This window comes from Streptomyces sp. NPDC030995, assembly GCF_055571215.1.
This window is the reverse complement of record NZ_JBVIFS010000011.1, coordinates 50,492-63,371: the sequence shown is the minus strand read 5'-3', so window position 1 is coordinate 63,371 and position 12,880 is coordinate 50,492. Positions and strand designations below refer to the sequence as shown.

Annotated in this window: 13 protein-coding genes; 9 read left to right on the top strand and 4 right to left on the bottom strand. The window is 73.1% G+C overall.

Going from position 1 to position 12,880, the window contains the following annotated elements:
• Window positions 1-84: 84 nt before the first annotated feature.
• From ACZ45T_RS18530 to ACZ45T_RS18515, 4 genes are all read right to left on the bottom strand, one after another.
• Window positions 85-264, bottom strand: a complete 180-nt coding sequence (locus tag ACZ45T_RS18530) for a hypothetical protein (RefSeq protein WP_468442490.1) — start codon at window positions 262-264, stop codon at window positions 85-87.
• A gap of 102 nt (window positions 265-366) precedes the next feature.
• Window positions 367-1,635 carry a TerD family protein gene (locus ACZ45T_RS18525; protein ID WP_468442488.1) on the bottom strand — a complete coding sequence of 423 codons (1,269 nt, stop codon included), beginning with the start codon at window positions 1,633-1,635 and terminating at the stop codon, window positions 367-369.
• 53 nt (window positions 1,636-1,688) lie between these two features.
• Complete coding sequence (locus ACZ45T_RS18520) at window positions 1,689-1,910, bottom strand: hypothetical protein (protein ID WP_468442486.1); 222 nt, start codon at window positions 1,908-1,910, stop codon at window positions 1,689-1,691.
• 106 nt (window positions 1,911-2,016) lie between these two features.
• The gene (locus ACZ45T_RS18515) at window positions 2,017-3,540 is read right to left on the bottom strand and encodes an aldehyde dehydrogenase (NADP(+)) (protein ID WP_468442484.1); all 1,524 of its coding nucleotides are present in this window, start codon (window positions 3,538-3,540) and stop codon (window positions 2,017-2,019) included.
• A 128-nt stretch (window positions 3,541-3,668) separates the two neighbouring features.
• On the opposite strand from ACZ45T_RS18515, the gene ACZ45T_RS18510 reads away from it, so the two are divergent.
• The 9 genes from ACZ45T_RS18510 to ACZ45T_RS18470 all read left to right on the top strand — a co-directional run bounded on the left by ACZ45T_RS18510 (window position 3,669) and on the right by ACZ45T_RS18470 (window position 12,784).
• Window positions 3,669-4,451 (top strand): IclR family transcriptional regulator, encoded by a 783-nt coding sequence (locus ACZ45T_RS18510; protein ID WP_468442482.1) that lies wholly within the window; start codon window positions 3,669-3,671, stop codon window positions 4,449-4,451.
• A 348-nt stretch (window positions 4,452-4,799) separates the two neighbouring features.
• Complete coding sequence (locus ACZ45T_RS18505; protein ID WP_468442480.1) at window positions 4,800-5,702, top strand: hypothetical protein; 903 nt, start codon at window positions 4,800-4,802, stop codon at window positions 5,700-5,702.
• Window positions 5,702-6,988 (top strand): sensor histidine kinase, encoded by a 1,287-nt coding sequence (locus ACZ45T_RS18500; RefSeq protein WP_468442478.1) that lies wholly within the window; start codon window positions 5,702-5,704, stop codon window positions 6,986-6,988. The genes ACZ45T_RS18505 and ACZ45T_RS18500 overlap by 1 nt, the downstream gene beginning before the upstream one ends.
• A complete protein-coding gene (locus tag ACZ45T_RS18495; protein ID WP_468442476.1) occupies window positions 6,985-7,668 on the top strand; it encodes a response regulator in 684 nt (227 codons plus the stop codon). The genes ACZ45T_RS18500 and ACZ45T_RS18495 overlap by 4 nt, the downstream gene beginning before the upstream one ends.
• A 62-nt stretch (window positions 7,669-7,730) precedes the next feature.
• Window positions 7,731-9,179 (top strand): peptidoglycan D,D-transpeptidase FtsI family protein, encoded by a 1,449-nt coding sequence (locus tag ACZ45T_RS18490; protein WP_468442474.1) that lies wholly within the window; start codon window positions 7,731-7,733, stop codon window positions 9,177-9,179.
• Window positions 9,180-9,242: 63 nt separating this feature from the next.
• Entirely contained in the window at window positions 9,243-9,743 is a 501-nt protein-coding gene (locus ACZ45T_RS18485; protein ID WP_468442472.1) for a GNAT family N-acetyltransferase, read from the top strand.
• A 65-nt stretch (window positions 9,744-9,808) separates the two neighbouring features.
• Window positions 9,809-10,516, top strand: coding sequence for a DsbA family oxidoreductase (locus ACZ45T_RS18480; protein WP_468442470.1), 708 nt, complete (start codon window positions 9,809-9,811; stop codon window positions 10,514-10,516).
• Window positions 10,517-10,586: 70 nt separating this feature from the next.
• Window positions 10,587-11,648 (top strand): aminotransferase class V-fold PLP-dependent enzyme, encoded by a 1,062-nt coding sequence (locus ACZ45T_RS18475; protein WP_468442468.1) that lies wholly within the window; start codon window positions 10,587-10,589, stop codon window positions 11,646-11,648.
• Between the two features lie 50 nt (window positions 11,649-11,698).
• Window positions 11,699-12,784, top strand: a complete 1,086-nt coding sequence (locus tag ACZ45T_RS18470) for an amidohydrolase family protein (protein ID WP_468442466.1) — start codon at window positions 11,699-11,701, stop codon at window positions 12,782-12,784.
• Window positions 12,785-12,880 lie beyond the last annotated feature (96 nt).

Sequence of the window (12,880 nt, the reverse complement as noted above, 5' to 3'; positions counted from 1 at the left end):
CGCCGGCGGCCGCGCGCCCCCGCTTGACGGGGCCCGGCCTCATGGGGCCGGGCCTCATGGGGCCGGGCCTCATGGGGCCGGGCCTCACTGAGCTGCGGAAACCTCCGCGCGGGAGGCCACGGCCCACTCGGCGAGCAGGAACTCGTACGCCTCGGAGGGCCACTCGTCGCCGTCCACCCGGGTTTCGACAAGGTGCCGGATCGCCTCGTTCGCCTCGGTGGCGGACGGACGGGCGGGCCCTGCGGGGGTGAGCGACTCCTTCATGCGTTCAAGGCTACGGGCGGGCACTGACAGCCACCTACGGATTACGCGTGGCATCCATCACCCGGGATGGATGCCGGTGGCTCCACGTGCCCGCCCACCTGCTCAGAGTGCCTGGGAGGCCGGCTTGACCATGCCGCGCACTGTGCGTGACTTCACAAACTCGCCGATGGCCGTCATCTCCCACTCGCCCGAGAACTGCTTGATCAATTTGGCCATCATGACCCCCGTCTGCGGCTCGGCGCCGGTGAGGTCGAAGCGCACCAGCTCCTCGCCGCTCGCAGCGTCGATCAGCCGGCAGTAGGCCTTGGCCACCTCGCTGAACTTCTGGCCGGAGAAGGAATTGACCGTGAAGACCAGCCCGGTCGCCTCGGCGGGCAGCCGGCCGAGGTCGACGACGATCACCTCGTCGTCGCCCGCGCCCTCGCCGGTGAGGTTGTCCCCCGAGTGCTTGATGGAGCCGTTCAAGATGGACAGCTTGCCGAAGTAGCAGCTGTCGATGTGGTTGCGCTGCGGGCCGTACGCGATCACGGAGGCGTCGAGGTCGATGTCCCGGCCGCCGAACGCGGGCTCCCAGCCCAGGCCCATCTTGACCTGGGTGAGCAGCGGGCGGCCGCCCTTGACCAGGGAGACGGTCTGGTTCTTCTGGAGGTTGACCCGGCCCTTGTCGAGATTGATCTTCCCGGCGCCGGGCGCGGCGGCCGGGGGCGCGGCGGGCGCCGCCGCGGGGACCGGCGCGGCCGGGGTGGGGGTCGTGGCGCCGCCCAGCCAGGGGGAGGCCGGGTAGGAGACCGGCGGCGCGGGCGGGGCCGGGGGAGCGGGCGGGGCGACGGGAGCGGGCGGGGCCACGGCCGCGGCCGCCGGAGCCGGCTCCTCGTCCACGGAGACGCCGAAGTCGGTGGCGATGCCGGCGAGGCCGTTCGCGTACCCCTGGCCGACCGCGCGCACCTTCCAGACGCCGCCGCGCTGGTAGACCTCGACGACGACGAGCGCCGTCTCGGTGCCCAGCTGCGGCGGGGTGAAGGTGGCGATCACCGCGGAGCTATCGGCGTTGCGCACGGTGGCGGTGGGCTCGATGCCCTGGAAGGACTGCCCGGCGGCGTCGGGGCTGGCGGTGACCACGATCCGCTCGATGCCCGGCGGCAGCCCGCCGGTGTCCACGGTGATGGAGTCCGGCGACGCACCCCCGCCGGACCGGTAACCGACACCGGGCCCGGAGGGCTGGTTGAAGAAGATGAAGTCGGCGTCGGAACGCACCTTGCCGTCCGCCGTGAGGAGCAGGGCCGATACGTCGAGGCGTACCGGCGCGGCCACGTCCACCGTCACACGGACGGCATTGAGTGGCAGGTTCGATCCAGGGGTCATAGCGGTCATGCCCGGAGAACGACCGGAAGGGCTTTGCCGTTCCCTTACCCTCGCGCGAGATTTCAGCGCCGGTTGCGGGGGTGGTTCCGCGCCGTGCGCTCGTTGCCGAACTTGTACGAGCCCGTCCAGCGGGCCATCACGAGCTGCGCGTCGCCGGACTCCACCTCGGCCAGGAACTTGTCGGCCCGGCCGCCCCGCAGGGTGGCCGCGGCGCGACCCTGGTGGGTGATGGTTACGTACTGGTCGCCCAGTTTCTCGTACGTGAATCCGTGTGGCCTCGGCATGGGCCGCAGCCTGCCCCGCCGCGGGCGGGGCGGGCAACGGGTTTTGGGAGGTGCTCGGCGGGCCGGCCCGAGGCGGCCCGGCCCGGGTGGGCCGGCCCGCGGCGGTTCAGCCGCCCGTCACCCGGCGCGGCAGCCCCAGCGGGTTGGCCTCGCGCAGCTCCGCCGGAAGGAGCGCGTCCGGCACCGACTGGTACGCCACCGGCCGCAGCCAGCGCTCGATCGCGGTGCCGCCCACCGAGCTGGAGTGCGAGGTCGCCGCCGGGTACGGGCCGCCGTGGTGCTGGGCCGGGGCCACCGCGACCCCGGTCGGCCAGCCGTTGACCACGATCCGGCCCGCCAGCCCCGTGACCTGCCCGATCAGCTCGCCGGCCGGGCCCGGCGCGCCGTCCGTCTCGGCGGCCGACAGCTGGAGGGTGGCGCTCAGGTTCCCGGAGAGCCGGCCGAGCACCGCGCCCGCCTCGCCCTGGTCGGCGTACCGCACGACGACCGTGACCGGGCCGAAGCACTCCTCCAGGAGGACCTCGTACGCGCTGCCCGCGAGGAGCTCGCCGGCCCGCACGGTCAGGTAGCCCGCGCCGACGGTGTGCTCCCCGCCGGAGCCGGGGGTGACGGGCGCCTCGACGCCGGGCAGCGCGGCCCGCTCGCGCACCCCGGAGATGAAGTTCTCCCGCATCCGGTGGTCGAGCAGGACCCCCGGCTCGGTCTCCCCGAGCGCCTTGGTGAGCTCGCCGGTGACCCGGTCGCCGTCCGGGCCCTCGGGCACCAGCACCAGGCCGGGCTTCACGCAGAACTGGCCGACGCCGAGGGTGATCGCGCCCGCGAGCCCGCTGCCGATCTCCTCGGCGCGCTCGGCGGCAGCGGCCGGGGTGACCACGACGGGGTTGAGGGAGCCCAGTTCGCCGTGGAAGGGGATCGGCACGGGCCGGGCGGCCGCCGCGTCGAACAGGGCCCGCCCGCCCCGGATGGAACCGGTGAATCCGGCGGCGGCCACCAGCGGGTGGCGGATCAGCTCCAGGCCGGCGTCGAAACCGTGGACCACGCTCACCACGTCGGCCGGGAGGCCGACGGCGACCGCCGCGCGGCGCAGCAGCGAGGCGCACAGCTCGGAGGTGGCGGGGTGGTCGGGGTGCGCCTTGACGACCACCGGGCAGCCGGCGGCCAGCGCGCTCGCGGTGTCGCCGCCGGGGACGGAGAAGGCGAGCGGGAAGTTGGAGGCGGCGTAGACCGCGACCACGCCGAGCGGGACCTTGTAGCGGCGCAGTTCCGGCCGGGGCGGACTGAGGGAAGGGTCGGCGCGGTCGATCCGGATGTCGAGGTAGGCGCCCTCGTCCACGGCGTCGGCGAAGGCGCGCAGCTGGCCGGTGGTGCGGGCCAGTTCGCCGGTGAGCCGGCCCGGGCCGAGCGCGGTCTCGGCGTCGGCGGCCTCGATGACGTGGGCGGCGGCCTCGTCGAGCAGCGTGGCGGCGGCACGCAGGAAGGCGGCGCGGGTGGGGGCGTCGTCGAGGGGGCCACGGGCGGCGTGGGCGGCTCGTACGGCTTCGTCCACCTCCCGGGATGTGGCCTCCACCGCAACCTGCTCGCGCTGCTTCCCGGTGCGGGGGTCCACACTCCAGACTGGTGTCGTTGTCATGGGCCCACTGCCTCCTGGATCGTTCAGTATTCTGAACGCGGTTCCGGTGGATGAATGATCACATCTGCTGTGGACTCTATTTCCGCGTCCTCCGCGTGACAAGAGGCGACCAGAGGGGAAGCAGGCGTATGACGACGGCCGAGTCGGAGATCCCGGCCCAGGGGGCGCCGGTCAAATCAGCGGTGCGGACCGTCCTGTTGCTGGAACACTTCGCGGCGCGGCCGGGGCTGCACAGCCTGGCCGACATCCAGCACGACCTCTCCCTGCCCAAGTCCAGCCTCTACATGCTGCTGCGCACCCTGGTGAACCTGGGGTGGGTGGAGACGGACGCGACGGGCACGCGGTACGGCATCGGCGTACGGGCCCTGCTGGTCGGCAGCTCGTACATCGACGGCGACGAGGTGGTCGCCGCCGCCCGGCCCACCCTCGACCGGCTCTCCGACGACACGACGGAGACCATCCACCTGGCCCGGATGGACGGGACGAGCGTGGTGTACCTCGCCACCCGGCAGTCCCAGCACTACCTGCGCCCCTTCACCCGGGTCGGGCGGCGGCTGCCCGTGCACTCGACGGCGCTCGGGAAGGCGCTGCTGGCCACGCACTCGGACGCGGAGGTACGGGGGCTGCTGCCGCGGCGGCTGGAGGCGGTCACCGAGCACACCATCACCGACCGGGAGCAGCTCATCGAGGAGCTGGCGTTGGTGCGCGAGCAGGGGTACGCGGTGGACCGGGAGGAGAACACGCTCGGGCTGCGCTGCTTCGGGGTGGCCGTGCCGTACCGGACTCCGGCGCGGGACGCGGTGAGCTGCTCGGTGCCGGTGGCCCGGCTGACGGCGGGGCACGAGCAGGTCATCAAGGCGGCGCTGTTCGAGGCGCGGGACCGGCTGTCGGTGGTGACGCGCCGCATGTGACGCACCGCATGTGACGCGCCGCATGTGACGCGCCGGAGTGACGCGGTGCGGTGACGCGGTGCGTGTGGGGCGGCGGAGTGACGCGGTGCGGTGACGCGGTGCGTGTGGGGCGGCGGAGGGTGTGGTTCCTCCCCCGGCCGGGGGAGGCGGTTCCCCTTCGCGGGGGAGGTGGCGGGGCGGCGGACCCGGGACCGTTGAGTCATGAGCACACGAGCAGTTCACTCGACGAACGCGACGCGACCGCCGCAGCCGCTGCAACAGCCGCAGCCTCCTCAGCGGCAGCCGAGGCAGCAGCCTCGGCCTCAGCCGTCGGCCTCCCGGCCGGGGACCGCACGGAACATCCTGCGGGTGGCGGCCCTGGCCGCCACCGTGCCGTACCTCGCGCTCAAGACCGCCTGGCTGGCGGGGAGTCGGATCGGGATACCGGACGGCAGCGTGCTGCTGGACCCCGAGCCCTTCCTCATAGCGGCGAATGCCGTCACGGTGGCCATGGACGCCTGCGTGATCCTGCTCGTGCTGGTGCTCACCCGGCCCTGGGGCGTGCGGGTACCGGCCTGGCTGCTGACCGTCCCGGTGTTCGTCGCCACCGGCCTGCTGACTCCGATCTTCCTCGGGTTCCCCGGTCAGCTGCTCATCAAGCTGCTCGGCTTCGGGACGGACCCCGCCGAGACGGCGACACGGGAACCCTTCCTGGACCCCTGGGTGTTCAACGTCGTCTACACCGGCTTCGTGATCCAAGGACTCGCCCTGGCCGGACTGTTCGTGCCCTACGCGCGGGAGCGCTGGGGCCGGCAGTGGCAGGGCGTGCTGGGGCAGCGGCTGCCGTCGTCCACGGGGGTGGTGGCGGCAGCCGCGGCAGCGGCCGGCCTGGCGATCGCGGCGGTGCACGCCTACTGGGCCTTCGGCGGTACGGCCGGGCTGGATGCCGAGCAGGTGGCCGCGTACTCCACGGAGAGGGCCATCGTCACCGTGGTCCACGGGATGTGCGCGCTCGCCGCCGGAGCGGGGGCGCTGCTCCTGGCCCGCGGCGGGGAACTGCGGCCACGGTGGCCGCTCGGCCTCGCCTGGATCGGGGCGGGGGCGACCTTGAGCTGGGGGACCTGGATGCTGATCACCACGCTGGGACCGCAGCTGGACGGCGGTGAAGGGCCTTCCGGGACCGCCCAGTTGATCTACGCTGGCCAGATGATCACCGGATCGCTCGCCGCCGCCGTCCTCGCCCGGTTCCTCATATCCCGTCGCGAGGGGTGATGCGCGAGGGCCTGGGCAGGCTGTTGGGGGCGCGGGCCCGGCTGCGCTGGATCCACCTGATCCTCGGCGGGGCGCTGCTGATGCCGTACTTCCTGCTCGCCCAGGTGGGGGTCGGCATGGCGGCCGGCGGGGTCAATGCCTTCAGCTCCCTCCCACTGATGCTCGCCGCCTACGCGGCGGCCCTGCCCATCGCCGCGGCCACCGCCGTGTTCGGGCTGGTCCGGCCGCTGTCGGTGACCGCCGTCCGGGCCATGTGCGGGGTGGCGGGGGAGGGGCTGGCCGACGGGCCGGCGCGGTCCTGGGCCGCCCGGGGACGGGCATCGGCCTGGTGGACCCTGCACCTGGGCGTCGGCGCGGTGATCAGCGGGATGACCTTGGCGGTCCCGCCCATGGCGGTGGTGCTGATCGCGCTGCCGCTCGTGAGTGGACCGCGGAGGATCGAGATCGGACTGGGCTGGTTCTCCACGAGGGCCGATCCGTATCTGTCCCCCCTGCTCGGGATCGGCCTGCTGGCCGGGCTCGCGCTGTGCGCCGCCGGGGCCGGGGCGCTGCTGGCCCGGCTGGCGCCCGTACTGCTCGGGCCGACGGCGGCCGACCGGCTGGCCGCGGCCGAGGAGCGGGCCGCCGACCTGGCCGTGCGCAACCGGCTGGCCCGGGAGCTGCACGACGCGGTCGGGCACGCGCTGAGCGCCGTCACCCTGCAGGCGGTCGCCGCCCAGCGGGTGCTGGAGCGCGACCCCGGCTTCGTACGGGAGGCGCTGGCCGCGATCGAGGACACCACCCGGCGGACGGTGGGCGAGCTGGACGCCGTACTGGGCCTGCTGCGGGACGGGGACCCGGCCCGGCCGGACGCCGCGCCCGCGCCGACCCTCGCCGCCGACCTCGACGGGCTGCTGGCCCGCACCCGGGCCGCCGGCACCACCGTCACCGCACACCAGGACCCCGGACCCGCCGGGGACTGGGCCTGGCTTCCGGCGATCGCCTCCCGCGAGGCGTACCGGATCGTCCAGGAGGGACTCAGCAACGCCCTTCGCCACGGCGCCGGCCCGGTGGATCTGCGGATCCGCGTACAGGCCGGCCACGACACCGGACACCGTCAATTGGAGATCACCATGACCAATCCGCCCGCCGCGCCCGAGAACCGGGAGCCCCGTACCACCGGGGGCCGTGGACTGCGCGGCTCCGCCGAGCGGGCCGCACTGCTCGGCGGCAGCGTCGAGGCGGGGCCGCACGGGGACCTGTGGCGGCTGCGGGCCGTCCTCCCGCTCGGCGGAGGCGACCGATGACCGCGCAGGCCCCGTCGGGCCGCCCGCCGCTGCGCATCGTGCTCTGCGACGACGAGCGGATGGTCCGCACCGCGCTGCGGGTCATCCTGGAGGCCGAAGCCGATCTGGAGGTCGTCGGCGAGGCGGCCACCGGGGCCGAGGCGGTCTCTCTGGTCCGCTCGCTGGCCCCGGACGTGGTGCTGATGGACGTCCGGATGCCCGAGATCGACGGCATCCGGGCCACCGAGCAGATCCTCGCCACGATGAGCGCGCCGCCCCGGATCGTGGTCGTCACCACCTTCGAGAACGACGCCTACGTCTATGACGCGCTGCGTGCGGGAGCCGCCGGCTTCCTCCTCAAGCGGGCCGACCCCGACGAGCTGATCGGCGCGGTCCGGCTCGTCGCGCGCGGCGACTCGCTGCTCTTCCCGGCCGCCGTCCGCTCCCTCGCCGCCGCCCACACGGCCGATGCCCCGCCCGCCACCGCGCCCTGGGTGGCCCGGCTCACCGACCGCGAGGCCGACATACTGCGCCTGATGGCCACCGGGCTGTCCAACCACGAGATGAGCGAGCGCCTCGGTGTCGGACCGCAGACGGTCAAGACCCACGTCGCGGCGGTCCTCACCAAGACCGGCTCCCGCGACCGCACCCAGGCGGTCATCGCGGCGTACGAGGGGGGATTCCTCATGAAGAAAGGCTGAGAACCCGGCCACAATCGGGGCAGAGCGGAACGGCTGGGACGGCTGGGACGTCCTTCTGGGGGATGAACAAGACGATCAGGCGTGCGTCGGTCTTCTGTCTGCTTCTGGTGCTGGCCCTGCTGGTCCGCGTCACCTGGGTGCAGGCATACCAAGGCCAGGCCCTCGCAGACGACAAGCACAACCGCCGCAATCTCATCGGGCAGTACGAGAACCCGCTGGGCAACATCATCGTGGGCGGGGAGGCGATCACCGGCTCGACGAAGACGGGCGGCAGGGACTTCGGCTACAAGCGGACGTACGTCGACGGCCCCCTCTACGCGCCGATCACCGGGTACAGCTCCCAGGCCTACGGCACGACCATGCTGGAGGGCATCTACAAGAACGTCCTCAACGGCTCCGACAGCCGGCTGAAGACCGTGATGGACGTGCTCACCAACAAGCGGGCCGACCCGGGCAACGTCCTGACCACCATCGACAAGGGCGTCCAGAAGGCCGCCTACGACGCGCTCCAGGGCAAGCAGGGCTCCGCCGTGGCCATCGACCCCACGACCGGCGAGATCCTCGCCGTGGTGAACAACCCCTCCTTCGACCCGGGCACCATCGCCGGCGCCAATGACGACAAGGCCTGGACCGAGCTCTCCGCCGACAAGGGCAAGGCCATGGAGAACGTGGCGCTCCGCAAGCCCCAGGCGCCCGGCTCCACCTTCAAGCTGGTCACCCTCGCCGCCGCGATCGAGAACGGCCTCATCACGAACATCGACCAGCAGACCGGCATCCCCGACCCGTACACGATCCCGGGCACCCGCACCCTGCTGCCGAGCGAGGCGGGCTCCGCGGCTTGCAACAACGTTTCCCCGCGCACCGCCCTGCGCCTGTCCTGCAACAACGTCTTCGCCGAGCTCGCGTCCAAGCTCGGCCAGGACAAGATGCGCGCGACGGCCGAGAAGCTCGGTTTCAACGTGCAGATCGACACCCCGGTCCGCACCAACCCGTCGAGCAAGTACCCGTCGGCGAAGATGTCGGTCGACCAGGTCGCGCAGACGGGTATCGGCCAGTTCGACGTGCAGGCCACCCCGCTCCAGATGGCGATGGTGACGGCCGCGATCGAGAACGGCGGCAAGCTCGTCGCCCCGCACATGGTCTCCGAGGTGACCGACGCCAACGGCAACGTGCTGGAGAGCTTCAAGAACCCGAAGTCCCAGCAGGTCATGAGCGAGAGGACCGCCTCGATGATCCGCGATGCCATGCGCACGGTCGCCACCGAGGGCGGCGGCAAGCCGGCCCAGGTGACGGGCGCCGAGGTGGGCGGCAAGACCGGTACCGCACAGCGCGGTGTCAACAACAGCCTCGCGCCGCTCGCCTGGTTCACCTCGTACGGCAAGCTGAACGGCAAGCAGATCGCCGTCGCCGTGGTGATCGAGAACTCGGACACCGACCGCTCCGAGATCGGCGGCGGCAGGCTGGCCGCCCCCATCGCCCAGAAGATGATGGAGGCGTGGCTGAAGAAATAGCCGCGCGGGCAACGCAGCCGACGCGCCGGGAACCGTCATGGCTCCCGGCGCGTTTCCATTCCCATGATCAGAACCGCACAACCGGCCGACCTCGACGCCATCGCCGCTCTGCACACCCGGGCCCGCGCCACCTACTACCAGGGGCACATCCCCGAGCAGGCCTACGCGGGCGACGCCGAACTCGCGCGGACCCGCGAGGGATGGACCCGGGCCGTCGCCCGCGCCGCCGCCGACGGCGCCGTCCTGTGCGCCGAGCAGGATGGCGAGGTCACCGGGGTCGCCGCCTACCGGGTCGTGGACGGCGAGACCACCCTGACCCAGCTCCACGTCGATCCGGTCCACTGGCGCCGGGGCACCGGGGCCGCCCTGCACGCCGCCTGCCTGGACGCCTGGCGCCGCGCCGGAATCCGCCGGGTCCGCCTGGAGGTCTACGAGCACAACCTCCGCGCCCAGGCCTTCTACGCGACCCACGGCTGGCTCCCGGACCCCTCCACCCCTCACGCGGGCAGCCACCGCACCCTCTGGCTGCAGGTCTGCCCGCCGCCCGCCCCGTCCGGGGAATGAGACGGGGTGCCGGATGGTTGAACCGGCAAACAGTTTCATCCCTGAACGTGGAGAGAAGAAAGATCATGCGCGTCGAGATCTGGAGCGACATCGCCTGCCCGTGGTGCTACATCGGCAAGGCCCGTTTCACCAAGGGGCTGGCCGAGTTCGCGCACCGCGACGAGGTGGAGGTCGTCTTCCGGTCCTTCGAGCTCGACCCCCATGGAGCCAAGGGGGTCACCGCCCCCGTTCTGGAGATGCTCGCCAAGAAGTACGGCCGCACCCTCGACGAGGCGCGCGGCATGGAGGCGCACGTCGCCGCCAGTGCCCGTGCCGAGGGGCTGGAGTACCGGACCGAGGGCCGCGACCACGGCAACACCTTCGACATCCACCGCCTGCTGCACCTGGCCGGCGCCCGGGGTCGGCAGGAGGAGCTGCTCGATCTCGCCTACCTGGCCAACTTCGGTGAGGAGCGCTCCGTCTTCGACCCCGAGGTGCTGGTCGCGCTCGCCGTCGAGGCCGGACTGGACGAGGCCGAGGTCCGTGCCGTCCTCGCCGACGACTCCGCCTACGCCGACGAGGTCCGGGCCGATGAGCGCGAGGCCGCCGAGCTCGGCGCGAACGCCGTGCCGTTCTTCGTCCTCGACCGCCGCTACGGGATCTCCGGCGGGCAGCCGGCCGAGGTGTTCACCCGGGCCCTGGAGCAGGCGTGGGCCGGGCGTGAGGTCGAGGAGCCGGCCGCCGGCGCCGAGGTGTGCGAGCCCGACGGGGCGTGTGCGGTCCCGCAGGTATAAGGATCAGTTTGAGTGGGCGCAGTAAATCCGGCAATGGACTTTGGGTCGTTCCTGGCGCAGAGTTGAAGGCATGGATCTTCCGATCGCCGAAGCGACCCGTGCCGAATTCGCCCACTCCACCACCTACCTCAACACCGCCAACTGCGGTGTCCTCCCGCGTTCCGCCGTCGCGGCCGTACGGGAACTGGCCGAGGCGGCGGGGGCCGGAATCCCCGCCGGATTCGGCGACTTCGACCGCGTGAACCGGGTCCGGGCCGCCTTCGCCCGCCTGGTCGGGGTGGACGTCGAGCGGGTGGCCGTCGGCTCGGCCGTGGCCACCCACGTCAGCCTGATCGCGGCGTCACTGCCGCCCGGCGCCGAAGTCCTGTGCGTGGAGGGCGACTTCGCCTCCGTGATCAACCCCTTCGTGGTCCGCGGCGACCTCAAGGTGCGCTTCGCGCCCCTGGAGACCGTCGCCGAGGCCGTCGGCCCGGACACCGCCCTGGTCTCGCTGAGCGCCGTCCAGTCCGCCGACGGGCGGATCGCCGACCTGGCCGCCGTGCGCGCGGCCGCGACGGGGCACGGGGCCCGGATGCTCGTGGACGCGACCCAGGCGGCGGGCTGGCTCCCCTTCGACGCGTCGCCGTACGAGTACACGGTCACCGCCGGCTACAAGTGGCTGCTCGGCTCCCGCGGGGTCTCGTACCTGACCGTGTCGCAGGAGGCCCAGCAGACCCTGACCCCGCTGCACGCCGGATGGGTGGCGGCGGAGTCCATGTGGGACGCCACCTACGGGCCGATGCCTCAACTGGCCCGTGACGCAAGGCGGTTCGACGAGTCTCCGGCCTTCCTCGGCTACCACGCGGCCGAGCCCTCGCTGGCCCTGCTGGAGCGGATCGGCATCGAGGCCGTCCACGCCCACGACACCGCGCTGGCCGCCCGCTACCGGGCCGGGCTCGCCCGCCTCGGCCACGAGCCGGTGCCCGGCGGGGCCGCCATCGTCTCGGTGCCGGGCCTCGCCGACCGGCAGCCCGCCCTCCAGGCGGCCGGCATCGCCACCTCCGCCCGCGCGGGCGCCCTGCGCGCCTCGTTCCACCTCTACACCACCGAGGCGGACGTGGACCGGCTGCTGGACGCCCTCTCCGCGCCCTGAGGTGCCGGGGGCCCGGCCCTGCCCGCCGAGTACGCACGTACAGTGCCGACATGAGCGATGTGCTGCACGTGAAGGGGCGGGTGCTGGTCGGGCCCGACGAGGTCCGCGACGAGCTCTGGGTGGTCGGCGGGAGGATCTCCTACGAGCGCCCGCCCGGCGCCCGGGAGGTCATCACGGTGACCGGCTGGACCCTGCCCGGGCTGGTCGACGCCCACTGCCACGTGGGACTGGACTCCCACGGCCCGGTCGACGCCCAGGCCGCCGAGCGCCAGGCCCTCACCGACCGCGACGCCGGGACCCTCCTCATCCGCGACGCCGGATCGCCCTCCGACACCCGCTGGATCGACGACCGCGAGGACCTGCCGAAGATCATCCGGGCCGGCCGGCACATCGCGCGCACCCGCCGCTACATCCGCAACTACGCGCACGAGATCGAGCCCGCCGACCTCGTCGAGTACGTCGGCCGCGAGGCGCGGCGCGGCGACGGCTGGGTGAAGCTGGTCGGCGACTGGATCGACCGCGAGGTCGGGGACCTGGCGGCCTGCTGGCCCCGCGCCGAGGTCGAGGCGGCCATCGCCGAGGCACACCGGCTGGGCGCCCGGGTGACGGCGCACTGCTTCGCCGAGGACTCGCTGCGCGACCTGGTGGAGGCGGGGATCGACTGCATCGAACACGCCACCGGCCTCACCGAGGACACCATTCCGCTGTTCGCGGAGCGCGGGGTCGCGATCGTCCCGACGCTCGTGAACACCGCGACGTTCCCGAAGCTGGCGGCGGGCGGCGAGGCGAAGTTCCCGGACTGGTCGGCGCACATGCGACGGCTCCACGAGCGGCGCTACGACACCGTCCGGGCCGCCTACGACGCGGGCATCGAGGTCTACGTCGGCACCGACGCGGGCGGTTCCCTGCCGCACGGCCTGGTCGCCGCCGAGGTCACGGAGCTGGTGAAGGCGGGCATCCCGCCGCTGGACGCCCTCTCGGCGACGGCCTGGGCGGCGCGGGAGTGGCTCGGCAGGCCCGGTCTGACCGAGGGGGCGCCGGCGGACCTCGTGGTCTACGCCGCCGACCCGCGGGCCGACGTACGGGCGCTGGCCCAGCCGCTGCGGGTCGTGGTGAACGGCAAGGTCAGGGCCTGAGCGGCGCGCCCGTACGCATGTTGACGGGGCGTGACATCCGGGGCCCGGCGGTCGTTAAGAAAGCCCGCACGGGAGGCCTGCCTGAGACGGGAGGGA